General features: G+C 56.2%; 20 protein-coding genes. 5 read left to right on the top strand and 15 right to left on the bottom strand.

Features of this window, described 5'->3' with window-relative positions:
* Positions 1-4: 4 nt before the first annotated feature.
* The 3 genes from ccoG to FFH21_RS17790 form a co-directional block, all read right to left on the bottom strand.
* Positions 5-1,417, bottom strand: a complete 1,413-nt coding sequence (gene ccoG / locus FFH21_RS17800) for a cytochrome c oxidase accessory protein CcoG (RefSeq protein WP_011169078.1) — start codon at positions 1,415-1,417, stop codon at positions 5-7.
* A gap of 64 nt (positions 1,418-1,481) precedes the next feature.
* Positions 1,482-1,934 (bottom strand): type II toxin-antitoxin system VapC family toxin, encoded by a 453-nt coding sequence (locus FFH21_RS17795; protein WP_011169077.1) that lies wholly within the window; start codon positions 1,932-1,934, stop codon positions 1,482-1,484.
* Positions 1,934-2,185: a type II toxin-antitoxin system Phd/YefM family antitoxin gene (locus FFH21_RS17790; protein WP_004664491.1), complete on the bottom strand. Its 252-nt coding sequence runs from the start codon at positions 2,183-2,185 to the stop codon at positions 1,934-1,936. The genes FFH21_RS17795 and FFH21_RS17790 overlap by 1 nt, the downstream gene beginning before the upstream one ends.
* A gap of 912 nt (positions 2,186-3,097) precedes the next feature.
* Here FFH21_RS17790 and FFH21_RS17785 point away from each other — a divergent pair.
* The gene (locus tag FFH21_RS17785) at positions 3,098-4,318 is read left to right on the top strand and encodes a metallophosphoesterase (protein WP_234937034.1); all 1,221 of its coding nucleotides are present in this window, start codon (positions 3,098-3,100) and stop codon (positions 4,316-4,318) included.
* Positions 4,319-4,389: 71 nt separating this feature from the next.
* On the opposite strand, the gene ccoP is transcribed toward FFH21_RS17785, so the two are convergent.
* Genes ccoP through ccoN form a run of 4 tightly spaced genes read right to left on the bottom strand, consistent with a single transcriptional unit; the run spans position 4,390 to position 7,611 of the window.
* Positions 4,390-5,367, bottom strand: coding sequence for a cytochrome-c oxidase, cbb3-type subunit III (ccoP, locus tag FFH21_RS17780; RefSeq protein ID WP_004664495.1), 978 nt, complete (start codon positions 5,365-5,367; stop codon positions 4,390-4,392).
* Positions 5,364-5,555, bottom strand: coding sequence for a CcoQ/FixQ family Cbb3-type cytochrome c oxidase assembly chaperone (locus tag FFH21_RS17775; RefSeq protein WP_002554248.1), 192 nt, complete (start codon positions 5,553-5,555; stop codon positions 5,364-5,366). The genes ccoP and FFH21_RS17775 overlap by 4 nt, the downstream gene beginning before the upstream one ends.
* A gap of 5 nt (positions 5,556-5,560) precedes the next feature.
* A complete protein-coding gene (gene ccoO, locus FFH21_RS17770) occupies positions 5,561-6,169 on the bottom strand; it encodes a cytochrome-c oxidase, cbb3-type subunit II (protein WP_011169074.1) in 609 nt (202 codons plus the stop codon).
* Positions 6,169-7,611, bottom strand: a complete 1,443-nt coding sequence (gene ccoN / locus FFH21_RS17765; RefSeq protein ID WP_011169073.1) for a cytochrome-c oxidase, cbb3-type subunit I — start codon at positions 7,609-7,611, stop codon at positions 6,169-6,171. The genes ccoO and ccoN overlap by 1 nt, the downstream gene beginning before the upstream one ends.
* Positions 7,612-8,281: 670 nt before the next feature.
* Between ccoN and FFH21_RS17760 the strand changes: the two genes are divergently transcribed.
* Complete coding sequence (locus FFH21_RS17760; RefSeq protein ID WP_004664499.1) at positions 8,282-8,971, top strand: alpha/beta family hydrolase; 690 nt, start codon at positions 8,282-8,284, stop codon at positions 8,969-8,971.
* A 1-nt stretch (position 8,972) separates the two neighbouring features.
* Here FFH21_RS17760 and FFH21_RS17755 read toward each other — a convergent pair whose 3' ends face one another.
* The 3 genes from FFH21_RS17755 to FFH21_RS17745 form a co-directional block, all read right to left on the bottom strand.
* On the bottom strand, positions 8,973-9,431 hold the full coding sequence (locus FFH21_RS17755) for a hypothetical protein (protein WP_011169071.1): 459 nt from the start codon (positions 9,429-9,431) through the stop codon (positions 8,973-8,975).
* Positions 9,432-9,522: 91 nt separating this feature from the next.
* On the bottom strand, positions 9,523-11,115 hold the full coding sequence (locus FFH21_RS17750; protein ID WP_011169070.1) for a hypothetical protein: 1,593 nt from the start codon (positions 11,113-11,115) through the stop codon (positions 9,523-9,525).
* Positions 11,116-11,166: 51 nt separating this feature from the next.
* Positions 11,167-13,047, bottom strand: coding sequence for a hypothetical protein (locus FFH21_RS17745; protein ID WP_011169069.1), 1,881 nt, complete (start codon positions 13,045-13,047; stop codon positions 11,167-11,169).
* A gap of 766 nt (positions 13,048-13,813) precedes the next feature.
* On the opposite strand from FFH21_RS17745, the gene FFH21_RS17735 reads away from it, so the two are divergent.
* Positions 13,814-15,679 (top strand): autotransporter outer membrane beta-barrel domain-containing protein, encoded by a 1,866-nt coding sequence (locus FFH21_RS17735; protein ID WP_019742167.1) that lies wholly within the window; start codon positions 13,814-13,816, stop codon positions 15,677-15,679.
* Between the two features lie 64 nt (positions 15,680-15,743).
* On the opposite strand, the gene FFH21_RS17730 is transcribed toward FFH21_RS17735, so the two are convergent.
* Positions 15,744-16,268, bottom strand: coding sequence for a hypothetical protein (locus FFH21_RS17730; protein ID WP_004665827.1), 525 nt, complete (start codon positions 16,266-16,268; stop codon positions 15,744-15,746).
* A 558-nt stretch (positions 16,269-16,826) separates the two neighbouring features.
* Here FFH21_RS17730 and FFH21_RS17725 point away from each other — a divergent pair.
* Entirely contained in the window at positions 16,827-18,086 is a 1,260-nt protein-coding gene (locus FFH21_RS17725) for an IS256-like element ISPsy17 family transposase (protein ID WP_004666928.1), read from the top strand.
* 187 nt (positions 18,087-18,273) lie between these two features.
* On the opposite strand, the gene FFH21_RS17715 is transcribed toward FFH21_RS17725, so the two are convergent.
* The 4 genes from FFH21_RS17715 to acnA all read right to left on the bottom strand — a co-directional run bounded on the left by FFH21_RS17715 (position 18,274) and on the right by acnA (position 25,110).
* A complete protein-coding gene (locus FFH21_RS17715; RefSeq protein ID WP_004665467.1) occupies positions 18,274-19,254 on the bottom strand; it encodes an IS5-like element ISPsy2 family transposase in 981 nt (326 codons plus the stop codon).
* Between the two features lie 527 nt (positions 19,255-19,781).
* The gene (locus FFH21_RS17710) at positions 19,782-21,347 is read right to left on the bottom strand and encodes a PAS domain-containing methyl-accepting chemotaxis protein (protein ID WP_011169067.1); all 1,566 of its coding nucleotides are present in this window, start codon (positions 21,345-21,347) and stop codon (positions 19,782-19,784) included.
* A gap of 96 nt (positions 21,348-21,443) precedes the next feature.
* Positions 21,444-22,235, bottom strand: coding sequence for a CPBP family intramembrane glutamic endopeptidase (locus FFH21_RS17705; RefSeq protein WP_011169066.1), 792 nt, complete (start codon positions 22,233-22,235; stop codon positions 21,444-21,446).
* A 130-nt stretch (positions 22,236-22,365) separates the two neighbouring features.
* Complete coding sequence (gene acnA / locus FFH21_RS17700) at positions 22,366-25,110, bottom strand: aconitate hydratase AcnA (RefSeq protein WP_011169065.1); 2,745 nt, start codon at positions 25,108-25,110, stop codon at positions 22,366-22,368.
* A 192-nt stretch (positions 25,111-25,302) separates the two neighbouring features.
* Here acnA and rlmM point away from each other — a divergent pair, with 192 nt between their 5' ends.
* The gene (gene rlmM, locus FFH21_RS17695; RefSeq protein WP_011169064.1) at positions 25,303-26,376 is read left to right on the top strand and encodes a 23S rRNA (cytidine(2498)-2'-O)-methyltransferase RlmM; all 1,074 of its coding nucleotides are present in this window, start codon (positions 25,303-25,305) and stop codon (positions 26,374-26,376) included.
* Positions 26,377-26,458: the final 82 nt, after the last annotated feature.

Genomic DNA, 26,458 nt, shown 5'->3' with positions numbered 1-26,458 from the left:
GCTCTTAACGAAGAGGTGGGCCGATGAAACGGCTTTTGGTGTCGACATGTGTGTCGCTGTCGATGTCCTTGAGGGTAAAGGTGACTTCGTTGCTGTGTGCCGGGAGTTTTTCCGGCGCGCTGGACAGCTCCACCGGCAGGCTGACGATCTCGCCTGCCGGGACGCTGATTTCCCGACGGCCCTGCAGTTTCAGGTCGGGCAGGCCGCTGGCCTCCAGCACATAGTCATGATCCACCTGATCCTTGTTCATCACTTTCACGGTGTAGACGTTTTCGATACGGCCTTCGGCGTTTTCCCGAAAAAGCATACGGTCCTTGCTGACCTCCAGACCCACCAGCCCACGCATGCAGAAGGCCGCGATCAGCAGCCCGATCATCAGCAACAGAACCAGTGCATAACCGATCAGGCGCGGGCGCAAGGTGCGGGTGCGCTGCCCGGACAGATTGTGTTCGGTGGTGTAGCGAATCAGGCCGCGAGGGTAGTCCATCTTGTCCATGACTGTATCGCAGGCATCGACGCACGCCGCACAGCTGATGCATTCCACCTGCAGGCCGTCGCGAATGTCGATGCCGGTCGGACAGACCTGCACGCACATCGTGCAGTCGATGCAGTCGCCCAGGCCCTGAGCACGATGATCGGCTTCCTTTTTACGTGGCCCGCGGGTTTCGCCACGATTCGGGTCGTAGGAGATGATCAGCGTGTCCTTGTCGAACATCACGCTCTGGAACCGCGCGTAGGGGCACATATAGATGCACACCTGCTCGCGCAGCCAGCCTGCATTGAGGTAAGTGGCCAGGGTGAAGAAGCCGACCCAGAAATACGCCCAGCCATCCGCTTCGCCTGTGAACAGATCAATGCACAAGTCGCGAATGGGAGAGAAGTAACCCACAAAGGTCATGCCCGTGGCAAAGCCGATCAGCAGCCACAGGCTGTGCTTAGCGAGCTTGCGCGCCAGTTTGCCGGTGCTCATCGGGGCATGGTCAAGCCTGATGCGCTGGTTGCGGTCACCCTCGGTGACTTTCTCGCACCACATGAACATCCAGGTCCAGACGCTTTGCGGGCAGGTGTAGCCGCACCATACCCGTCCGGCATAGACCGTAATGAAGAACAGCCCGAAGGCTGCAACGATCAGAATGCCGGACAACAGGATGAAATCCTGCGGCCAGAACGTCGCGCCGAAGATGTAGAACTTGCGTTGCGGCAGGTCCCACCAGACCGCCTGGTGCCCACCTTTATTGAGCCAGACCGTGCCGAAAAAGATAAGCAGCAACACGGCACCGCCGAGCATCCGCACATTTCGAAACAGACCTTTGAACGCGCGGGTGTGGATTTTTGCGCGCGAGGCATAGAGGTTGATGAATTCGCCGCTTTTTTCGGATGGCGGTGTGATGTCGTGTACTGGAATCTGGTTGCTCATTGATGGGTCCAGCGGCGGTGGAGTAGCCCGGGCCGATACAGGTCAGGCAGGTTTACATCTGCGTTCAACGTGACGCACGTGAATAGACGGCCGCTTCTTCATCCAACTGGCTGACCCAGGGGTTGAGCAGCGCGACCCCGCACGACTGAAAGTCGATTGTGTTGCGTGTGACCACGGTCATGCCATGCACCAGCGCAATAGCCGCGATCAACGCATCGCATTCGCTGCGCGGGTCGGGGACATGCAGTTGGGCGCAGCGCCTTGCGACCTGAGTGTCGACTGTCAGGATACGCCCGGCGAACGCTTTCAATACATGCTGCTCAAGCCACATTCGCAATGCTGCGCCCTGTGTCGGGTCGCGGCGTTCGATACGCAGGATACCTGTTTCGAGCTCAAGAATCGTGATGGACGAGATGAACAGGCTGGACGCCATCTGGGTTCGCGACCAACGGAGCACGTGCGCATCGGCGTTGCGTTTTCTGAGTTCGGACACCACGTCGGTGTCGAGCAGGAACATCAGGACAGGTCAACCGGTCGAGTCGTGATGACAGCCCGTTGCGGCTCGAATTCGATATCGAGGTGCTCCGGCATGATCAACAGGTCAGCGATGCTCGCTGCACTGCCGGTCAGTTGCAGGTACGCCTCGATCGAAAGCAGCACATGGGCAGGGCGGCCTCGGTCGGTAATGAACACCGGGCCTTCATTCGCGGCCTTCTTGGCCCCGCTGGTGTCTTGGTTGAATTCGCGGCTTGAGAGGGTAGTTGTCATGAAAGCGACCTCCGGAATGGGCAGACACATCGATGTCATAATGAGCAATTCTAAGCGTGTAGAGATGTAACTACAATGCGTGCGGTGACGCACATTACTACCGCGCACTGCTTGCCTGGTATCCCGATGCTAAAAATCCACTTGATCTGATGGTTCCTGACGCAGCGTTATGCAGTGCTTATCTGCATGCGCGTCAGTGCGCGTCGTCAGCTTCTCTTGGTATTTCAGATTGCAGAAAGGCGAAATTTATTACCGAAGCCCGTCACGTAGGCGTGGAGTAATAAACAGCCCCTATGACTGGGCTACTTATTAAACGTCGTGCCGTTTGTCACTCAAAGAACTGCCGTCGGTATCTAATAGCCGACCTATCAGTTCTGATAGTAGAGTTTCAGCAGATGTTTGTAATAATGAGTACAGCCGAAATGCTCTGAGTAACGCTCTCTGTCCGCGTTTGGGTTCTGGGGTTTTAGTTTTCATGAGGGTTTTGATATGTCTAACTACAGGCTTTTTCCTTGTGCGTTGTTCAGCACATTGTTATTGATGTGCGGGTGCGTTAGTGATGTGGAAAATGAAAGCCCAGACGCTGTGGTGAGCACGGGCGGGGTCGGGCCTAAGGGCATAATAAGGCATATTATATTTGCTTCTGACCCTCAATACCCTTGGTCAAAGGATAAAAAAAACACAGAGGACAGTCTGGGCGCTTTGCCGCACCGGCAATCGCAGGACGTCCTACTGCAATCCCGCTCCTCGGTTAACGAGGTTAGTACTGAAGACCTCATCAGAAATCAATATTCTGCGATACAAAAATGGCGTGCCGGAGCCATGGGCGGGACCGGCAATAACCCGGTCATCATAAACGGAGACATGACGGCGTTTGGCCATGGCGAGGAAAGGGCATTTTTGTAAGGGACACTGGATTCAATATTATCGACGAATTGGTATTTTGGACTTGGTAATCATGATTACAAGAATAATATAGACGGCTGTGAAAATAATGGCTGCGCCCGAGACAGTATGGAGGACCTTGCAGGCCGGATGGGCGGTAATCGGATGGATTATAGCGTTAATGAAAGCGGACTTATTCATACCACCAAAAAGTATTCAGGAAGCTTTGCGTACTTTAAGGATTTTGGAAGTGTGCGGTACATTCAGCTGAATTTGGATCCTTCGTATACAAACTGGTTTTATTCTTCAGGTGTATGGACAACAAATGAGTTTGATATTTTGTCACCCGTTGAGAATGGCTGGCTGGAGAATCTGCTGATTCAAGCAAGGGATAATGGAAAATTTGTCATTATTGGTATGCATGACGCAGAGGAATGGACCCGGACATCCGATCCACGTACTCAAGCTATCCTCACTAAATTTCGTAAGCTCTTAAAGGAGTATGATGTCTCAGCCATTTTTGCAGGTCACTTTCACACCGCTGCCGGAATATATCCAAGTCCCTATGAAGGTGTGCCCGTTTTGCTGAGTGGTTCGGCAACTGAAGAGACTTTTCTCATCACCGATATTGATGAGAGTTCAAGAAAAATTTCCGTCTGGCTCGTTAGAAATAATACTCCCGAGACCGCGCAACATCTGGGTGTGTTTCCTCTCAAACAATCAGTTAAAACTCCACCAACCGACGAATATGACAATGCGGGGAGTTGGGGAACCTGGGGGCCATCGGCACGGTGTCCAAGTGGACTGTACATAAACGCTTTTGATGTAAAGGGGGAAAAATGGCAAGGCGACGATGACGATACGGCCGTCAATGCGATCGTTATGTACTGCCACGATGATGTCGGCCTGAGAAGCAAAGAAGGAGGATGGGGGACTTTTTCAGGATACAGTAAGTGCCCTGCCGACCAGGCGATCGTTGGATTTCAGTTGAAAATGGAGCCCCGTCAAGAGGACGGAGACGACACAGCAGTGGACTCTGTCAGGTTTGTTTGTGAAGGGGGACAGTCCATAGCCGCAGCCTATGACACAAGTTATGGCGTTTGGAAAAAAACTTACCGCTGTCCTGCCGGAATGGCTGCTATCGGTTTTGAAACACGCGTCGAAGACTATCAGGGGGACGATGATGATAAGTACCACGACGATACGGCTTTGAACGGAATGAGGATGAAGTGCGGTTCCAAGCCTTGATGTGTCGGCAATGGCAGTCGTGAGGGTTTCAGGCCGTCACGACGCCAGGCGCACTGTCTGTAAGAGCCGTATCACTCTTTTTCAGCAGGCTGCTCCTGGCGGGACAGGCTGTAAACATAGGCAGCCAGAATGTGAACCCGGTCATTGCCTTGCAGTACCTGCTGAGCGGGCATCTGGCTCTGGCGGCCATCGCGAATGGTCTGCTGCAACTGCGCGAAGCTGGAACCGTAGATAAACGCGTTGGGATGCGTCAGGTCCGGCGCGCCGAGAATCGGCATTCCCTTGCCTTCTGGCCCGTGACAGGCAACGCAGAGTGTCGCGAAGGTCTTCTGGCCCGCGACCGGGTCAGCTTTGGCACCTTCGGGCAACTGCCGGGCGTCCAGTTGGGTCAGCACGTAGGCCGATACATCACGCACACCCTGTTCGCCCAGCACTTCGCCCAGGGCGGGCATCACGCCCATGCGCCCGGCCATGATCGACGTCTTGATCGCCTGAGCGTCGCCGCCCCAGCGCCAGTCGGCATCGGTCAGATTGGGAAAGCCGTAGGCGCCTTTCGCGTCAGAGCCGTGGCAGACCGAGCAGTTGGAGGCAAACAGGCGAGCACCGATTTTCAGCGCCTGCGGGTCTTTGGCTACCTCCTCGACGGGCATGGCGGCGTATTTGGCGAACAGCGGGCCATAGCGGGCCTCGGCAACGGCCACTTCCCGTTCCCATTCGTGGACACTGCTCCAGCCTTGCTGGCCGTCGGAGAATTGCACTTTGCTGTCCTTGTCCCGATAGTCGTAACCGGGCAGCAAACCCTTCCAGTTGCCCAAGCCTGGGTACAGGACTAGATAACCCAGCGCAAAAACGATGGTCGCTATGAATAGATAGAACCACCATCTGGGTAGTGGGTTGTCGTACTCCTCAATGCCGTCGAACGCATGGCCGACGGTCTCATCTGTCGGTTCGTCGGGCTGACCTTTGCGCGTGGACAGCAGCAGCCAGAGCATGGCGATGATTGTGCCCAGCGTCAGGACCGCGACGTACAGGCTCCAGAACGTACTCATGGTTGATCTTCCCGTTCAGCCCTGGCGCGCTCGACCCTGCCTATGGCCTCGGGGTCATCCGCGAAAGGCAACAGGGTCGCATCGTCGAAGTGCGCCTTGCGGGCAGGGCTGAACACCCACAGCATCAGGCCGATGAACGCAACCATCACGACCAGTGTGCCAAGGCCTCGAATCATTCCGATGTCCATCATGTTCACCGTTTGCTCTTGATGAGCGTGCCGAGGCCTTGCAGATAGGCCACCAGCGCGTCCATTTCAGTCTTGCCCTGCACGGCGGCGGCCTCACCGGCGATGTCCGCGTCGGTGTACGGGGTGCCAAGGGTACGCAGCACTTGCAGCTTTTTTGCCGTCTGCGTGCTGTCGATCTTTTTCTCGGCCAGAAACGGATAGGCGGGCATGATCGACGTTGGGACCACGTCCCGAGGGTTATTCAGGTGCACACGGTGCCACTCATCCGAGTAGCGACCGCCGATCCTGGCCAGGTCCGGCCCGGTGCGTTTGGAACCCCATAGAAACGGATGGTCCCAGACGCTTTCGCCCGCCACCGAGTAATGCCCGTAGCGTTCGGTTTCGGCGCGTAATGGCCGGATCATCTGTGAGTGGCAGCCTACGCAACCATTGGCGATGAATACATCGCGGCCTTCTACCTCCAGCGCGCTGCGTGGTTTCATGCCTTCGATCGGTTGATTGGTCACATCCTGAAAAAACAGCGGGACGATCTGCGTCAGCCCGCCGATGCTCACGGCAATAACCATAAAGAACGCCAGCAGGCCGATGTTTTTTTCGAGCACATCATGTTTCATCAATGCGCTCCCACGACGGCAATGCGCGCAGCGGCCTCGGCCGCCTGCGGGTCAGAGGCTCGCACTGTACGTATCACGTTGTAGGCCATCAACAGCATGCCGCTGGTGAAGATGGCACCGCCGATGGCGCGCACGATGTAGCCGGAGTGACTGGCCTGCATGGTCTCGATGAAGGAATAGGTCAGCGTGCCGTCGTCGTTCACTGCACGCCACATCAGGCCCTGGGTGATGCCATTGACCCACATCGAGGTGATGTACAGCACAGTACCGACGGTCGCGAGCCAGAAATGCGTGTTGATCAGGCCGACACTGTGCATGTGCGGACGGGCGTAGATTTTCGGGATCATGTGATAAACCGACCCGATGGTAATCATCGCCACCCAGCCCAATGCCCCGGCATGTACGTGGCCGATGGTCCAGTCTGTGTAGTGCGACAGCGAGTTGACGGTCTTGATTGCCATCATCGGGCCTTCAAAGGTCGACATGCCATAGAACGCCAGCGAGACCACGAGAAAGCGCAGTATCGAATCGGTCCGCAACTTATGCCATGCACCCGACAGCGTCATCATGCCGTTGATCATCCCGCCCCAGCTGGGTACCAGCAGAATGATCGACATGACCATACCCAGCGACTGTGCCCAGTCTGGCAGGGCGGTGTAGTGCAGATGGTGCGGACCGGCCCAGATATACAGGGTGATCAATGCCCAGAAATGCACGATGGACAAACGATAGGAGTACACCGGGCGCTCGGCCTGTTTGGGCACGAAGTAATACATCATGCCGAGAAAGCCGGTGGTCAGGAAAAAACCTACGGCATTGTGCCCGTACCACCACTGGATCATGGCGTCGGTCGCTCCGGCGTAGGCCGAATAGGACTTGAACAGGCTGACCGGCAGCGAGATGTGGTTGACGATGTGCAGCATGCCGGTCACCACGATGAATGCGCCGTAAAACCAGTTGGCGACATAGATATGCCGGGTCCGGCGTTTGACGATGGTGCCGAAAAACACCGCAGCGTAGGCGGCCCAGACGATCGCCAGCAGAATGGCCACCGGCCATTCAAGTTCGGCATATTCCTTGGTGGTGGTGTAGCCCATCGGCAGCGTCACGATGGCGCCGACAATCACGGCTTGCCAGCCCCAGAAGGTAAACGCCGCGAGGCCATCGGAAACAAGCCGCGTCTGGCAGGTGCGCTGCACCACGTAATAAGAGGTGGCAAACAGCGCGCAGCCGCCGAACGCAAAGATCACCAGGTTGGTGTGCAACGGCCGCAGGCGTCCGAAGGTGGTCCATTCAAGTTCCAGGTTCAGTCCCGGCCAGACCAGCTGCGAAGCGATGAACACGCCCAGGCTCATGCCGATCACGCCCCAGACCACGGTCATGATGGCAAACTGGCGCACCACTGTGTAGTTGTAGGTCGTCGGACTGGTTGTTGTGTTCATTACAGACTTCCACGATTCAGATGTTGACCGCAGACGTAATCGGGCTCGGGCGATGCATCGCTGTAAATGGCATCGAGGCACACGAAAAGGCAGGGGCAGGAACAGACAGGCACATTAGCGAGCGTCAAATGGTTGCAGCAGACGTGTGTCGACGAGTTTAGCTTTGAAAGAAGGGTGTGGGAAGCCGCAGCGCGGAGCGGATAATCTGCGTTGTATTGTCAGCGAGTATTCCGCACCCCGTTGCAGGGTGCGGAGTTCACGCATCGCCGCTGGATTGGAGCAAAGCGGTGGCGACCCTCGCGTACAGACGAGTTGATCAGGACTCGCGCAAAGACTGTCACGCATGTTCAATCGGCGGTTGCATCTGTCATAGCCCAGCAAACTGGCCTGAGCAGGCATATGACTCTGGCGACCGACTCAGCGGTTCTGTTGCAATTGTGCGAGGCCAGTACCGTCAATGAAACCGCCCGGCGGTGTCAGGTTTGGGGCGCTCATCGCCTTGGTACTTTTACCTTGTGCACCTTGGCAGATTAACCGGGCGGACCTGAATGGTGGCTGTCCGGCAGGGCGTCCCTGTCGGTGCGTCCACGCGCTCTGCGCTTGCGCGATTCACGCAGGATTCGCGGTTATAGTAGCGGGCTACTCTGAGATTTATCTGAACGAGGCAAGCATGAGCAAAGGCCCACAGTCCGGCATCGGCAAGGATCAATGGCTGCAACTGATCAACGAAAAAGGCTGGTTATGGACGCCCACCCTGCGCGCAGACGCGCACGAGGCGCCCACCTTGCTGCTGGCACATGGCGCAGGCGCACCGATGGACAGCGATTTCATGAGCCACATGGCCACTGATATTGCGGCGCAAGGCGTCAGCGTCCTGCGCTTCGAGTTTCCTTACATGGCCCTGCGGCGTCATGGCGGCAGCAAGCGTCCGCCCAATCCGCAGGCGCAATTGCTGGAATGCTGGCGAGAGGTCTATGCCTTGGTCAGGCCTTTTGTGGCTGGGCGACTGGCTGTTGGCGGCAAGTCGATGGGCGGGCGAATGGCCAGCCTGATTGCCGATGAGATCGAGGCGGATGCGCTGGTTTGCCTGGGGTATCCGTTCTATGCCGTGGGCAAGCCGGAGAAACCGCGCGTGGCCCATCTGGCTGAATTGAAGACACCTGCTCTGATCGTTCAGGGCGAGCGCGATGCGTTGGGTAATCGCGAAGCAGTGGAGGGTTATGCGTTGTCCAGCGCTATTCAACTGCACTGGTTGCCGACCGCCAATCACGACCTCAAACCATTGAAAGTCGCAGGTATCAGCCATGAACAATGCCTGGTCGAGTCGGCGCAAGTGATTGCCCGCTTTCTGCGCACCTGATTTATCGGCAATGTACGTCGAAAAAGCCGTTGGTCACTTCGAAATTAATCGATGACATGCTGAAACTGAAGCGTCCGCGCAGGCGCAGAGTATAGGGATTGGCTTCCAACAGGCTCAGGGTGCCGTTTTGAAAGTGTGCCGAATGATAGAGGGTGTTCTGCCGGTGCTGCGTCTCGTTGTAAATCACTTTGATCTGGGCATGGCCTGGCAGATTGTGATCACCGGGTTTCAGGTCGTTGTCCAGAAACAGCCCGATAGTCGTTCGTTTTGTGCCCACCTTGCCGTCGACGATCAGCTTCCATACCCACTGATCGGGTGCCTGCTCCAGCTCAGCCCGCAGGGTCAATTGGCCCGCCAGGGCAAGCACCTTGAACGGTCGCTTATTGACGCAGGCCTGAAAGCTGCCTTCACACGACGCGGCACGAACAAAGCGTTTGGCTGGGGATGTGGTGTGGTGCATGGCCTGACTCTGTAGAACGTATGAATAGAAGCAGGGCGTTGCCCTCTCGAGTAACGCCCTGTTTGATGATTACAGGTTCATCAGTTTTCGATCATCTGATGCCAACGCCAAGACTGGAGTTGTGGCTCTTCAACTTGAAGTTTCCGCCAGAGACCATGTTCTTCACGTAGTACCAGTTCCAGCCCCCGATGCCGGCGCTTGAAACAGTGGACGACCAATAATTACCGTTGCCCATCGGCCAGCGATTGCCGTACAGGTTATAGATCTCCACCAGTTCGTGAATGGTCGGAATCCTTGCGCCGTTGTTGCCTGCGTTTTTGCTGATCTGAGAAAAGCTCCCGCTGCCCAGGCCGATGCAATGGATGACGCCGACGACGGTAATCAGGTAGCTTTTACTCGCGCCCGAAGCATCGGTCGCCGTAATGGTGGCCGTGCCGTTGCCTCGAACCGAGGCCAGCCCGTTGCTGTCCACTTTCGCGACCAGCAGGTTGCTCGAGGTGTACTGATAGGGCGCCTGTCCGCCACTGGCCTGACGCTGAAGGGTGGTGTCGGCCGGGAAGTTCGGCAACAGTTCCGGCAAGCCTGGGAGCAGATACACCTTGCCGGCCAGCGTAACCGGCGAAGTGTCCAGCACTAGCTCGGGCTGCCCCATCAGAATCTGCAAGGCCAGTGTGTCGGATACCTGTACCAGACCATTGACGCGATTGACCACATAAGAAACCGCCACCGTCTGCCCGGCGTTTGCCGTTACCAGCGCCGCAGCAAACACTACCTCCAGCGTCTTGCCCGCGTCCGCGCCGGTCAGCGTCTTTTCCCGCGTGTCATTGCCGTTGGGCCCTTGCCATTGCACGATCACCTGATCGCCGGCTTTCAGGTTGGCGGTGGCGTCGATCACCACGGTTGCCCCGGATGGGGCGTTAGCCGGGTCTAGCGTGTTGCCGGCGGCTTCTTTTATGGTTGGGGTGGGCAGGGGCGTTGCTTGCGCGAGTTGCAGCTTCACGTCCACCGCCTCCGAGGCCATGGACAGATTCCCTGCCAGATCTGTAATCGTGTAGTAAACCGGCGCCTCAATGTCGCCGATCAACTCCAGAAACGACCTGGCGAAGTCAACCATTGTTCGTTTAAGACCCACGTCATCACTGCTCACCACCGCCATCGGACCGGGCAGATCATTCCAGTAGGTGCGGACAACATCGCCCTCCTGCATGCCGTTGTAGCTGGCAATCGTCCCTGAAAGCACGTTACCCATGGTTTGCAGTTCTTCTGAGGTCAGACCGTTCTGTACCTGCGTGGGAAAAATGATGGGGGCCAGCAGCGGATCGCCAGGCGGGGTTAGGTCTACGATTACAACTGTCTCGGCAGAAAACTCGACGACCATATTGATCGGGTTTTCGACCGCGTAAGCCACAGAGTGACGGCCTTCGGTCAACAGCTCGGATGGAATGTGCAGCATGAGGTCGTCACCTGGCATCTGCGAAAGCAGGATCTCTTTCTTGAGACCAATAAGCACTCCATCGAAGTACAGCTGATAGGTATAGCCGGGGCGCGCGCCTTGCCAGACGTTCAACAGCACTTCGAGGGGCGTGTTCAAACTGTCGATGGGTAATAGCCCATCGTTCAAGGCGGCTGCGATGACTGGCGCAGTCAGCACGGTTTCTTTTTTTTCAGTCGCAAGGTTATACATGGGTGTTCCTTATAAGTTTAAAAGTTGCGGGCGTTGTGAGCCCGCAACGGTTTAGCGACTCAGACAGGTAAAGTCGGTAGGTTTAAGCATATGCACGATGACGCGAGTGACCGTGGAGTTTGCCGGACTTTGATTGCTGCCTTCGACAGGGTCGACGGTATAACTCGCCTCCGCAAACCCTGTGCAAATAAGCAGTGTGTTGATCTGAGGGACCTTGAATACATGCCCTTGCACAACATCCACTTCATCCAGCTTACGAGTCGTCACATAAGTAGCGGCTTCGATGGGATTATTGAAGTCGTCAAAACCCTTGAACGTGAAGGTGATCTTCTGGCCCTCGGCAATATTGACATAAGGTGAAACTTTTACATCGGCACCGTCCGGATTTTCATTGGGGCCCAGCACTCCGTTGGACGTGAGATTGAACGTGGGCCCGGTCAATCCGTTTTCGCCACCGGGTTGCTCTTCTCGAGACCGTACTGTTACAGGCTGAGTCGGACTCGTCATACTGTTTGGGTTTCCTGTGCGCGTGACTGTGAAGTACACCGGAATGGCCTCGCCGGTGCCTTGCAACTTCATCAGCTCGTTATCAATCGGAATAATCAAGTCTCTTGTCGCTGCAACGTCGCTAGACCGTATTTGATACCACTGCGTTTTTACCTGGTTACCCCAATACAGGTTCAGATCATCATTGATTTCGAACCCTGTATTCCAGAGTACTACTCCTCTGCCGTTCAACTCGTAATCGTCTTCGTCGATGAAGTTGTCCTGGGTGTTCGGGTTTTGTACGCTCGTTCCTTGTACCGTCAAGTTGCTCAAGGGGGTAGGGAAGGGAAGTGTTGTAAAAACGTCTATGTGGGTGTCCAGCGATGTGCCCGTCAGTTCGCCGTTGCGAGACACTTCATAATGAACCGCTGCGTCGCCTTGCGGACCTTGGGTAATGGCCTCGAATGGCAGCTTCAACGTGAGTATGACGGCTTCATTTTCGTCGCCAGGTGCAACGAAGACAGGGGTCAAGGGATTATTGGTGCCCCAGAATAGCTGGATGCTATCAAGCGCCGCTGCGCCCGGATAATGGGGGATGTCGACCAATACTCCGGCCTGAGCTTCCAGATAGTCAATCAGATCGTCTACCGCTTGATCAATCACAGGTGCCGGATAATCAGAAGGCAAGTCTTTCAGCCTTAATTTCACCGCTACAGTGTTCGAGAGGATTGAAGGGTTGCCCGCACGGTCGATGACCTGGTAACACACCTGCTTTTCTTCCTCCCCCAACGTTTGCAGAAACGCTCGTGTAAAAGTGACCGAGACCTTGTCCAGCCCCATATCGGTTTCGTTGACGACAGCAGTAGGGCCTACGATATCTCCCCACCTGGTCAGAATGCGGTCATGCTTGGCCATACCGGTGTAGCCGGCAATCTGTACATCCAGTTGGCCACCCAGTTGATCGAGCTCGGCGGCAGTCAGACCGTTCTGGATCTCGGCTGGGAACTGTATGGCAGCAAGCTCCGGAGCGCCTGGCGCTGTCCGGTCGATCTGAATCCGGAAAATTTCCGATTTCTGTTCTACCTGATTGATCGGATTGACAACGACGTACGCGACATCGTGGAAACCTTCCAGCAACAGTTCGGCCGGGATCTCCAGGTGCAGGGGGTCTCCTGGTGCATGTGAGGGCAGAATCAGTTTTCGGGGACCGGTCGCGATACTGTTGAACAGCAGTTGATAGGTGTAACCAGGAAGTGCGGCTGGCCATACAACGAGATCGACCGTCAACGTTTGGGATGCGTCAGCGACCGGTATGAGCCCTGGCGTATCCTGATCATGAAATGCGACTGCAATATCGGGTGCAGTCAATACAAGATTCAAGTTTCGATGCCTGTTTCCGGAAACTGAAACAGGTGTTGGGAGATAGTTGTTTGAGCAATTTTTCATGTGTAGATGCCTTGTCATTAAAATTTTGTAGGGGATTTCCTACTTTTTCGAACGCGTTTCTGAATAAGGTTTTTTTGGCTGGTACTTGGCGAAAGAGCTAATGATGTTCCCAGTCACAATTGGACGTAATAGGGTTTTAGTGGGTTGGTCAAGTGGTTGCGTGGGAATTATTTAATTAGTTTGCGAATTTTTTGCTTGGCGTCCATTTGGATGCTCGCTGTAAGAAAATTCTTATATTATTTTGGGAATGCTCCTACGTTTTGGGTATTGAACAGGGCCAGAGTTTATGAATTAAGTGAGCTATCTTTCCACTCTCAAAAAAACGAGGAGATGGACGGTGTCTAGTAGAAAAAGTAATGTCGTTAAGTCGCGGGGTGGCGCGTTTCAACTTGCCGTGATTGCCTTTGGTGCTCTAGCTAATGTGCAGGCGTCGGCAGCGGCATCGAGCGATAATAATGGTCTGTCTTTAGACACTGAAGCAGTCACCGGATTGTGGCCGGATGAAGAGTTGCCAGATGAAACCGTTAGACGGGCCGAAATCATTACCGTAGGTCCTGATACTCCCTTCGATTCTTATCATATTGGTGATCAAAGTGTTCTTAATATTGTCGGTGGGCGAGCAGACCAGGTGGTCGTGAGAGACGCTACGGTCAATATTCAGTCCGGCGTGGTTGAGAGCGGTATCAGCCTTTCCGATGCGCTGGGTAATCTCTCCAACGCTACCGTGAAAAACGCGACAGGTAGCGGCATTGTTCTTCATGGAGTGATGGGCTCTATCAACCCTGGCTCCACGGTATCGGCTCATTCAAGCGATGTATCGGGATCGGGCTACGGTATTTCAGTCGGGTTGTGGGGGGCGCTGAGTATTTTCAATACCGATGTGCGCGGGTTTGCGTCGCAAAGCAAAAGTGGCCAGGGGATTTTTGTTTCTGGCGCCAATGTGCTGATCGCCGACAACAGTCATGTGACAGGCGACATGAATGGAATCCATCTGGTAGATGGATCCCAAGCCGGAATACTGGTCGGAAACAAGTCCGTTGCTGTGATTGACCGATCGATAGTCCAGGGTTTGGCCGGGGCCGCTATCAAAGTAAACCAACGCGCTACGTTCGACATCGAGGCCGACATTGCTGTGCAAAACCATTCCGAGCTATGGGCTGGAAATGGCAACCTGCTGGAGGTGGAAGATCACAGCACTGTCAACTTCAACGTCGACAACAGCACCCTCAATGGCAACCTTGTCGCCGATGACACCAGCACCCTGAACATCACGCTGCAAAACGGCGCGCAATTGAACGGCGACATCGTCAATGGCAACCGTCTGGCGATTACCTCGGGCAGTCACTGGCAGATGCAGGGCGACAATGCCGTCAGGTCGCTTTCCCTGCACGGGGGGAGGGTTTCGTTTGTTGGTGAAGGGTTCCATACACTTTCGCTGACTGAGTTGTCAGGGGGCGGCACGTTTGGTTTGCGCGTGGATCTGGACAACGGTGTCGGAGATCTCATCGACGTCAACGGCCAGGCCAGTGGTCAGTTCGGGTTGCGGGTGCGCAACACGGGGGTGGAGGTTGTCTCTGCTGACATGGCACCGCTCAAGGTGGTGCATACCGAAGGTGGTGACGCGCAATTCAGCCTGCTGGGCGGGCGTGTCGACCTCGGCGCCTATTCGTATCTGCTGGAGCAACAGGGCAATGACTGGTTCATCGTCGGTAAAGACAAGGTCATAAGCCCCTCGACCCAGAGCGCGCTTGCGCTTTACAGCGCGGCACCTGCCATCTGGATGAGTGAGCTCTCTACCCTGCGTTCGCGCATGGGCGAGGTTCGCGCAAGCGGCAGGGCGGGCGGCTGGATGCGTGCCTATGGCAACAGGCTTAATGCCACGACCAGTGATGGTGTCGACTATCGGCAGAAGCAAAATGGCCTGTCGCTGGGTGCCGATGCGCCTGTCGAGGTCAGCAGCGGCCAATTGGTGCTGGGTGTGCTGGGAGGGTACAGCACGTCCGGTATCGATTTGAGCCGTGGTACTACGGGAAAAGTCGACAGCTACTATGCAGGTGCCTATGCCACCTGGCTGTCGGACGACGGCTACTACGTTGACGGGGTGCTCAAACTCAACCGCTTTCGCAACAAGGCAGATGTCGCCATGAGCGATGCAAGCAAGGCCAAGGGTGACTACACCAACAACGGGGTAGGGGGCTGGGTAGAGTTTGGCCGCCACATCAAGCTGGCGGACGATTACTTCCTTGAGCCCTTCGCTCAGCTGTCCAGCGTTGTCGTTCAGGGGCAGGAGCTGCGTCTGGATAATGGCATGAAGGCGAAGAACGACCACACCCAGTCGGTACTGGGCAAGGTCGGCACCTCGCTGGGCCGCAGTGTTGCGCTCAAGGACGGCGGGGTGCTGCAGCCTTATGTGCGTGTCGCCATTGCGCAGGAGTTTTCGCGCCATAACGAGGTGAAAGCCAACGATGTTAAATTTGATAACAGCCTGTTCGGTTCTCGCGGCGAACTGGGCGCCGGGGTATCGGTGTCGCTGTCCGAACGTCTGAAACTGCATGCAGACTTTGATTACATGAAAGGTCGGCATATCGAGCAACCCTGGGGGGCGAATGTGGGGCTACGCCTGGCATTCTGATTCTTAAGGCCAGTGCCTGAGCAACACCAGAGCCCCCGGTGAGTGATCACCGGGGGCTCTTCAGTTATTGATCGATAAACCTGCGTTTGCGTTGCCTCTGTCGGGACGTGACAGGCACTGCGTAGTTGACGTTCACCCGCAACACCGGCGATGTGCCGATCAGGCGATGATCGCGATAAAGCTCGTAATACAGGTCAACCAGACCGTACTGAACATAGGGCGTGAAGTTGTAGGAAATACACAGCACACGTACCACGCTGTTTTCGCCTACCCGATGGAAAAGCGTTGTCGATGACAGGTTTTTCCCCCAATAGAAATGGATTTCGTCACCCCAGCACATTTTGACTGACCCGGGGATATGAATGGTAATGCCCGCATGTGCCTGCTCGTGACTGATGGAATCAGGATCGATGTCAGGCAGCACAGGTGCTTTCAGCGTGTTGGAAATATCGGACGGAAGATGGAGGGGTCTCGCCTGTCGGTAGAGGCTCTCGTGGGGTGGGGCTTCTTGAACAGCACTCGCGCTTTTGGGGTTGTTTTTTTCTTTTTGGGTGCGCGCCACTACATCCGTGGATTGTTCTTTATCCATCGTAAACTCTTTTATTGACATTAAGTTGAGTTGTTATGTATATGCCGGCAGTTGTCGGCAGCGGAAATATTACAAGGCACATAAGTGTTCAGGTCAAGTGTCTGCCCATTTCAAAGTCATGCACGGGTTGTGTATGGTTGTGCGGTTACATTTTGTAGCATGTGCGTACTAAATTATTGATCATTAGTGTCAAGGATGCTGTAAATAAAGGGTAAAGCTGGGTGCAGATACTTTTCTTGAACTTTTTCTGCGTGAAATACCTGTAGGACGTTAACTACAGATAAATCTTACAAAAGGTAAAAAACTGCGTTTTGTCTAGATTCCCACTCATGCATAGGAATATTCACTCAACTTTATCATTAGGGTCTCGCACGCATCAGCGTGCGAAACCGTCAAGGTTGTAGGCAAGAAATGTAGGCTGCTGTGCTTAAAGCTGCATTGACAGCGTCACGGAGTGCGAGAGCAGTGACGCATTGTGGAAGGTCTGAAGTAGCCGGATGTTTTCGAGACTGTCAGAAATTTTGTGTTCGGGCATAACATGTAGCTAGAGGTGCATGTATGCCGACCAAAAAGAAGTCCGCCAATGCAACAGCGAGGGAGTTGCCCTCGATTCCCCAAGAGCTGATCGAGCAGTTTGTTAAAGGCCCGATGAGCGCCGAAGCCATTCAAGACGCGTCCATGGCGTTCAAGAAGGCTCTGATCGAGCGTGCGCTAGGCGCCGAGCTGGGTCACCACCTTGGTTACCCTCAGGGCGCGGAGCGCCCTGAGGAGTCGACCAATCAGCGTAATGGCAAAAGCAGCAAGACGGTTCTGACCGACGACGGGCCGCTTCGCCTGGATATCCCCAGAGACCGCGATGGTAGCTTCGCCCCGATCCTGATTCCCAAGCACGAACGACGTTTTACAGGCTTCGACGACAAGATAATTGCCATGTACGCCCGGGGCATGACGGTGCGTGAGATCCGCGCTTTTCTATCTGAGCAGTATGGAACTGACGTGTCCCATGACTTCATCAGCTCAGTCACCGATGCGGTCATGGAAGAGGTGGGCGCTTGGCAGCAACGACCCTTGGAACCGATGTATCCGGTGATCTTCTTCGATGCGTTACGGGTCAAAATCCGGGACGAGGGGTTAGTGTGCAACAAGGCTATTTATCTGGCGCTGGGGGTATTACCTGATGGCACGCGCGACATTCTGGGTATATGGATCGAGAGCACCGAGGGTGCCAAGTTTTGGATGAAGGTGTTCAACGACCTCAAGACTCGTGGCGTTGAAGATGTTCTGATCGCCGTCACGGATGGCCTCAAAGGAATACCGGAGGCGTTGGGGGCGGTTTTTCCTGCCACGACGCTGCAAACCTGCATCGTGCATCTGATCCGCAACAGCTTGGACTATGCCGCTTGGGATAAACGTCGGGCACTGGCCAAAGCACTCAAGCCGATCTACCAGGCGATCAATGCCGATGTGGCTGAGCAAGAGCTTAACGCCTTTGAAGCGGGCCCCTGGGGCAAGCAGTATCCGACTGTAGTTGCTGCATGGCGTCGCGCCTGGGATCGGGTTATACCGTTTTTTGTTTTTCCGGCGGGCATTCGCAAAGTGGTTTACACGACCAATGCCATCGAGAGCATCAATGCCCAGTTACGCAAGATCATCAAGACTCGAGGGCACTTCCCGACCGATGAGGCTGCGACGAAACTGATATGGCTTGGGTTGCGCAACATCACCGCCAACTGGGGTCATGCGGCACACGACTGGAAAGTGGCAATGAATCAATTTGCGATCCTGTACGGAGACCGATTTACCAGACCGAGCTGGTAAAACAAGGGCCTGCCTGACGGCAGGCCCTAACCAGCCCGAACACAAAAAAACTGATACTCCCATGTTTTCCGGCTACCGAGTCCTCAGCACTTTTCAAAAAACGATGCATGTCGAAATTTGCTCAATTATCTTCGCTTTTCAGCTCTTTCGGCCGCTGCAAAGCCTTTTGCGGTAACCATTTCCTGCATTACACGCGCACCTCTCCTGCGCTCGCCAACAAATGTCGGCGGGCCATCCACAGGTTTGACAGGGCGAACAACGTCACCATCTGCGCGGTGTTCTTGGCCAAGCCCCGAAAGCGCACTTTTTCATAGCCAAACTGGCGTTTGATGACCCGAAACGGATGCTCGACCTTGGCGCGAACCTGAGCCTTGGCCTTCTCGATTTTGCGGATCGCCTTGTACAAAACACTGCGTTTTCCGTGCTTTTTGTAAGTGCTGCGGCGGGCGGCAATCTGCCAAATGACCTTGCGCCCAGCATGTTCTTCGCGCTTCTCAACCCCGGTGTAACCTGCGTCGGCGCAGACTACGTTTTCCTCGCCGTGTAGCAGTTTGGCAACCTGCGTGACGTCTGCCACATTGGCCGCTGTTACTACCACGCTGTGCACCAGGCCTGACTCGTCGTCGGCGCCGATGTGAGCCTTGGCGCCGAAATAGTACTGGTTACCTTTCTTGGTTTGATGCATCTCAGGATCGCGTTTGCCATCCTTGTTCTTGGTCGAACTGGGCGCGTGGATCAGCGTGGCATCGACGATGGTGCCTTGACGCAACGACAAGCCACGGTCGCCCAGATAACCATTAATTACGCCGAGAATCCCGGTCGCCAACTCGTGCTTTTCCAGCAGATGACGGAAGTTGAGAATCGTGGTTTCGTCTGGAATGCGCTCCAGGCTCAGGCCTGAAAACTGACGCAGGATGGTCGTCTCATACAGCGCTTCTTCCATCGCCGGATCGCTGTAGCCGAACCAGTTCTGCATCAGATGAACACGCAGCATCGCCATCAGTGGGTAGGCGGGCCGGCCACCTTCTCCTTTTGGATAATAGGGCTCAATCAGGGCAATCAAACCTTTCCAGGGCACCACCTGATCCATCTCGATCAGGAACAATTCCTTACGGGTCTGCTTGCGCTTGCCGGCATACTCGGCGTCGGCGAAGGTCATCTGTTTCATCATCGAAAAGCTCGGCGACTGGTGTCCGGAGATTTTGCCAAAGTTAGGAAGTCTTTTTCAGAGTTTCCTTGTCCGCACAGTCGATGACCTTATAGTTGATCGTGACATGGTCGCTGGCAGGAACCTCTGACTGAAAGCTATCTACAGGGCTTGCTGCTGGAACACGGGTGTGGAAAATTGATAGTACTCGCTGAAATCCCGCAGGTTGTCTCTCCAATTAAAAAGGCAGGCGCCACATGGCGCAGAGCTGAAGTTTTTACTCAAGTGATAAACGATAGTTATAGGGGTAATAAATAACTACCGCACTACTTGAATTTCAACTCATCGGAGTATGAGTGCGCTGTCAAAGGTAAAAAGTGCTACGTTGCTGTCGTCGAACGTGTTAAAGAAATATTCTGCGCAGTCTTCAGATCGCTTCCCGGATTCTGTCAGATTTATATTTAAAGCTAACCGCGCATAACACTGGCACCCCATAAAAAGCCCCGACCAACCGAAGTTTGTCGAGGCGTTGAAAACAGTCTCAAGTCTCAGCGATTAAATCGCTCCACCAACGAATACTGCGAGTTTGCCGTATCGGTCAGTTCACCACTCAACACTGCCGAGCGATGGGCTTCGTCCGATGTCTGGTCAGCCAGGCTGGCGATGGTGGCGATATTGCGGTTGATCTCCTCGGCGACGGCGCTTTGCTCTTCAGTGGCGGTGGCGATCTGGGTGGTCATGTCAGTGATGTTGGCGACGGCCTCGCTGATGCCCACCAGTGCCTGGTCCGCTTCCAGCACCCGGGCCACGCCTTCTTCTGCCTGACGGCGACCGGCGTCCATGGTTTGTACCGCGTCGTTGGCGGTCTGCTGCAGTTTGGCGATCAGACCATGGATCTGCCCTGTGGACTCGGCGGTGCGTTGCGCCAACTGGCGTACTTCATCCGCCACGACCGCAAAGCCGCGGCCCATCTCGCCGGCGCGCGCCGCTTCGATCGCCGCGTTGAGAGCCAGCAGGTTGGTCTGGTCGGCGATGCCTTTGATCACATCGACCACGCCGCCGATTTCATCGCTGTCCTTGGCCAGTCGGGTCACGGTCAGGCCGGTTTCGCCCACCGAGGTGGACAGGCGCTGAATGGCTTCGAGGGTTTCACCGGCGATATCGCGGCCGCGACGCGTCAGTTCATTGGCCTGCTGGGTGGCATCGGCAGCACGGTTTACGTGGCTGGCGACTTCCTGGGTAGTGGCGGCCATCTGATTGATGGCGGCGGCGACCTGCTCGGTTTCCACACGCTGACGCTCCAGCCCGGTCGAACTGGCATTGGCCAGCGAGTTGGACTGACGAGCCTGACTGGTCAAGTGTTCGGCGGTGTCCTGCAAACGCGTAAGACAAGTCTTCAGACGTGCTTCCTGGCTGAGGATCGACATTTCCAGGCGCGCTTGTGGGCCACGGCTGTCGGTATACATCTGTGCGATCAGCGGGTCAGAGGTCGTCTGCTCGGCCAGGCGCAACAAACGTTTGGTGCCGCGCTGCTGCCAGGACAATCCCAGCAGGCCCAGTGGCACTGAAAGCGCCGCCGCCAGGGCAAAGCCCCACTGCGAGTTGAGCCATACGCCGATCAGGAAGCTCAGTTGACTGACCAGAATGAATGGCAGCCAGTCCTGAAGTATCGGCAGCCACTTGTCGCGGCCCGGTATCGCGCTCTTGCCCTTGTTGATCCGGGCATAAAGCGCCTCGGCACGACGGATCTGTTCGGCGGTCGGTTTGATGCGTACCGACTCGAAACCCACCACCTTGCGGTTTTCCAGCATCGGCGTCACGTAGGCGTTGACCCAGTAATGATCGCCGTTCTTGCAGCGATTCTTGACGATGCCCATCCACGGCTGCCCGGTTTTGAGAGTGGTCCACATGTGCTCGAAAACCGCAGGTGGCACGTCCGGGTGACGCACGGTGTTGTGCGCTGCACCGAGCAGTTCCGCCTCGCTGTAACCACTGATGTCGACGAAGGCATCGTTGCAATACGTGATCGTACCGCGGGTGTCGGTGGTGGAGATCAGTCGCTGCTCGGCAGGAAAAGTCCGCTCATGTTGAGTGATGGGCTGGTTGTTGCGCATTGGGTTTCGATCCTTCGATCCGGAAGACTATGGCGTGTTATCGGCCGGCGTATCGATAAATTGAGCGGTGCGTCACAAATGACCGGACGGTCAGCATTACCGGGCAAGCATGGGATAAGTGAAAAGCCCGAAGTGCACCAGATTCAGACCGAAGTGACTGATGATCGCCGCTTGCAAGCCACCAAAACGAAACGCGATGCCGTAACCCACACCTGCCATGCTCGCCAACACTATCCACTCCCAGCCAGCACCTGTGTGAGCGAGCCCGAACAGGCTTGCAGCGAGGGTGATCGACAGTGCGCTCGCAAACCTAGAGCCCTTGAACAGGCGCTGCAGACCGCCTTGCAGATATGCGCGAAAAAACAGTTCTTCGGTCAGGGTCACCAGCAACAGGTTGTTGAGCAGCCATATCAGGCCTTGATCAGGCCATTTGGGTGCCCAGCCGACAACGTTAAGAATGACGGCTGCTGTCATGCAGAACGCTGACGTCACGATCAGCGCCAGAACGCCGGTTTGCAGCGAATGGGTCATGTCGACCCTGGGCATGATCCACGGGCAGGCCAGTATCAGCCAGAAGCCGATCAGAGGCTTGTCCAGATAAAGCGACATGGAAAAAACCTGGGCATCGGCCGTGAATCGGGTGGCCTCGATGACTTGTGCACTATTGAAGCCGGGTGCCAGATGAAAAGCCAACGCGAGGCCCGTCACAATAAACAGCGCATGACCAAAAAGGCGGATGTATTGATGGGAGGGCAACGCTACGCATAACCAGGCGAGGAGCAACGGGCCGAAACTTGCGGCCGCAGAAGGGGCAAGGCTGCCATAGGACAGTGCAAGCGCGTAGCCAGCACTCAGAAGAAAGAGAACCAGCCAGTGCCTCGTACTCATGAGATACATCCTGCTTCAAGAAGCGCAGGATTCTATCCGACGTCCAGCGATGCCGGTTTGAGCTTATACAAATCTTCATACACGAGCCTGACCCCTAAGCTGGGGCAGGCTGCGTGTCAGGCAATGCGTGTCAGGAAGCGATCAGCTGTCGCAACACGTAATGCAGAATGCCCCCCGCCTTGAAGTATTCCACCTCGTTAAGCGTGTCGATGCGGCACAGCACGTCAACGGTTTCCTTGCTGCCGTCCTGGCGGTTGATATGCAGAGTCAGGCTCATGCCCGGTTGCACGTCGGCGTTGGTCAGTCCGGTGATTTTCAGCGTTTCCTTGCCGGTCAGGCCCAGTGTCTTGCGCGTCTGGCCGTTCTTGAACTGCAAAGGCAGCACGCCCATACCGACCAGATTCGAGCGGTGAATCCGTTCGAAGCTTTCGGCGATGACAGCCTTGACGCCTAACAGATTAGTACGCTTGGCCGCCCAGTCGCGACTGGAGCCAGTGCCGTATTCCAGCCCCGCGATGATCACCAGCGGCGTATTTTCTGCCTGGTAGCGCATGGCTGCATCGTATATCGCCAGCTTCTCGCCGGAGGGCACATGCAACGTGTTACCGCCTTCCTCACCGCCGAGCATTTCGTTGCGAATGCGGATATTGGCGAAAGTGCCGCGCATCATCACTTCGTGGTTACCGCGGCGTGAGCCGTAGGAGTTGAAGTCCTGATACTTGACGCCTTTTTCCTGAAGGTAGCGTCCGGCGGGGCTGTCGACCTTGATATTCCCGGCAGGGGAGATGTGGTCGGTGGTCACCGAGTCGCCCAGCAAGGCGAGGATGCGCGCGTTTTCCACGTCTTCGATAACCGGTAATGGACCACCGATGTCTTCGAAGAACGGCGGGTGCTGAATGTACGTGGAGTCGTCCTGCCAGACATAAGTGGCGGCCTGTGGCACTTCAATGGCTTGCCATTGTTCGTCACCGGCAAACACTTCGGCGTATTCCTTGTGGAACATACCGGTGTTGACGCTGGCCACCGCATCGGCAATTTCCTGCTGGCTTGGCCAGATATCGCGCAGGTAAACCGGTTTCCCGTCCGATCCTTCGCCCAGTGGCTCGCTGCTGATGTCGATGCGCACCGAGCCTGCCAGTGCGTAGGCGACCACCAGAGGCGGCGATGCCAGCCAGTTGGTCTTGACCAGCGGATGGACGCGACCCTCGAAGTTGCGGTTGCCCGAGAGCACCGAGGCCACTGTCAGGTCGGATTGCTGAATGGCTTTTTCGATAGGCTCCAGCAGTGGGCCGGAGTTACCGATACAGGTGGTGCAGCCGTAACCCACCAGATCGAAGCCCAGGGCGTCGAGGTATTGGGTCAGACCTGCCGCGTTGTAATAGTCGGTCACGACTTTCGAACCGGGTGCCAGCGAGCTTTTCACCCAGGGCTTGCGCTTCAGGCCTTTCTCGACAGCTTTTTTTGCCACCAGCCCGGCGGCCATCATGACGCTGGGGTTTGAGGTGTTGGTGCAGGAGGTGATCGCCGCGATGACCACGGCACCGTCCTTCAGGTTATAGGTCTGGCCGTTGTACTCATACTGGGTTTCACCGCTGACCTGAGCCTCGTTGCCCACCGCGACACCGCCGCCGCCTTCGCTTTCCAGACGACCTTCGTCGACCTTGGCGGGCTTGACCTGCAAACCGAGAAAGTCGCTGAATGCCTTGGATACATTCGGCAGCGCGACACGGTCTTGAGGACGTTTGGGGCCTGCAAGGCTGGCTTCCACGGTACTCATGTCCAGTTCCAGACTGTCGCTGAACACCGGTTCCTGACCTGCCAGACGCCACAGGCCCTGAGCCTTGCAATACGCCTCGACCAGCTTGACGGTCTCGTCAGGACGACCGGACAGACGCAGGTAGTCCAGCGTCACCTCATCGACCGGGAAGAAACCACAGGTCGCGCCGTATTCCGGTGCCATGTTGGCAATGGTCGCCCGGTCTGCCAGTGGCAGATCAGCCAGGCCGTCGCCGTAGAACTCGACAAACTTGCCGACCACACCTTTCTTGCGCAGCATCTGGGTGACGGTCAGCACCAGATCAGTGGCGGTGATGCCTTCCTTCAATTTGCCGGTCAGCCTGAAACCGATGACTTCCGGGATCAGCATCGACACTGGCTGGCCAAGCATCGCCGCCTCGGCTTCGATCCCCCCCACGCCCCAGCCCAGTACGCCCAAGCCATTGATCATCGTGGTGTGCGAGTCGGTACCGACCAGCGTGTCGGGGAACGCGTAAGTGCGGCCGTCTTCCTCCTTCGTCCACACAGTGCGGCCCAGGTATTCGAGGTTCACCTGATGGCAAATGCCGGTGCCGGGCGGCACTACGCTGAAGTTGTCGAAAGCGCTCTGACCCCAGCGCAGGAACGCGTAGCGCTCACCGTTGCGCTGCATCTCGATGTCGACGTTCTCGCCGAACGCTTCGGCGTTGCCAAACTTGTCGACCATCACCGAGTGGTCGATGACCAGGTCCACCGGGGACAGCGGGTTGATGCGTTGCGGGTCACCGCCAGCCTTGGCCACGGCAGCGCGCATGGCGGCCAGATCGACCACTGCCGGCACACCGGTGAAGTCCTGCATCAGCACGCGGGCAGGGCGGTATTGAATTTCCCGGTCCGAACGGCGCTCGGTCAGCCAGTCGGCAATAGCCTTGAGGTCGTTGCCAGTGACGGTCTTGTTGTCCTCCCAACGCAGCAGGTTTTCCAGCAGCACTTTGAGTGACATGGGCAGCTTGTCGAGGTCGCCAAGGGAGCGGGCAGCTTCCGGCAGGCTGAAATAATGGTAGGTCTTGTTGTCGATTTCGAGCGTTTTCAGGCTCTTCAGGCTATCGAGGGAGGGCATGAATGTCTCCTTTCTGGATTGTTCTCCGAACATCGGTTCACGGGCTCCATGTGCATCAGGTCGGGAGCGCCGCATCAGGCTTCAACTGCTGTGGACTGTTGTGCAGCACCAGTGGTTCCTGGATTGGGCTATCATGCGCGGCTTTCAAGTCTGCGGGGTTACGCCCGAGTGCCCACTGCCCAGGAGTAACCCATGAATACACTGTTTATGCATTGCAGACCCGGTTTTGAAGGTGAAGTCTGCTCGGAGATATCCGATCACGCTGCGTGCCTGGACGTTGCAGGGTATGCCAAGGCACGCCCCGATACAGCCTGTGCCGAATTCATCTGCACCGAGGCGGATGGCGCCGAACGATTGATGAATGGCCAGCGCTTCGACGCGCTGATCTTTCCCCGGCAATGGGCGCGGGGGATGTTTCTCGAGTTGCCGGAAACCGATCGCATCAGTGTGATCCTTGCGCAGCTTTCGGCGTTTCCGGCCTGCGGCAGCCTGTGGCTTGAGGTCGTGGATACCAACGACGGCAAGGAGCTGTCGAATTTCTGCAAGAAGTTCGAGGCACCGCTGCGCAAGGCTCTGATGCAGGCAGGCAAGCTGGTTGACGATCCGCGCAAGCCCCGTCTGTTACTGACCTTCAAGAGTGGCCGTGAAGTGTTTCTCGGTCTGGCCGATGCGGACAACTCTGCCATGTGGCCGATGGGCATCCCGCGCCTCAAGTTTCCCCGCGAGGCGCCTAGCCGTTCCACCTTGAAGCTGGAAGAGGCATGGCACCATTTCATCCCCAGAGACCAGTGGGACGAACGCCTTTCCGGCGACATGACCGGCGTGGACCTTGGCGCCGCACCGGGTGGCTGGACGTATCAACTGGTGCGCCGGGGCATGCTGGTGACGGCCATCGATAACGGGCCGATGGCGGAAAGCCTGATGGATACCGGGCTGGTCCAGCACTTGATGGCTGACGGTTTTACCTACAAACCCCGGCACCCGGTGGACTGGATGGTCTGCGACATCGTCGAGAAGCCTGCGCGCAATGCCGCGTTGCTGGAAACCTGGCTGGGTGAAGGCCTGTGCCGCGAAGCAGTGGTCAACCTCAAACTGCCGATGAAACAGCGCTACGCCGAAGTACGCCGCTTGCTCGACCGTATCGAAGAAGGCTTTCAGGCGCGTGGCGTACGGGTGTCGATCGGCTGCAAACAGCTCTACCACGACCGCGAAGAAGTCACCTGCCACCTGCGCAGGCTTGATGTGGCCAAAGCGGCGACAAAGTAATTTCTCACGCTCGCACCGCATGCTTTAGTGACTATCGTGCCTGCGCTCTGCGTAGGTATGCAGTTCGTGACGCTCTGCGTCA

This window comes from Pseudomonas sp. KBS0707, from assembly GCF_005937945.2.
GTDB classification, from domain to species: domain Bacteria; phylum Pseudomonadota; class Gammaproteobacteria; order Pseudomonadales; family Pseudomonadaceae; genus Aquipseudomonas; species Aquipseudomonas amygdali.
Note: the sequence above shows the minus strand (reverse complement) of the source record. Positions and strands in the feature narration are given on the sequence as shown.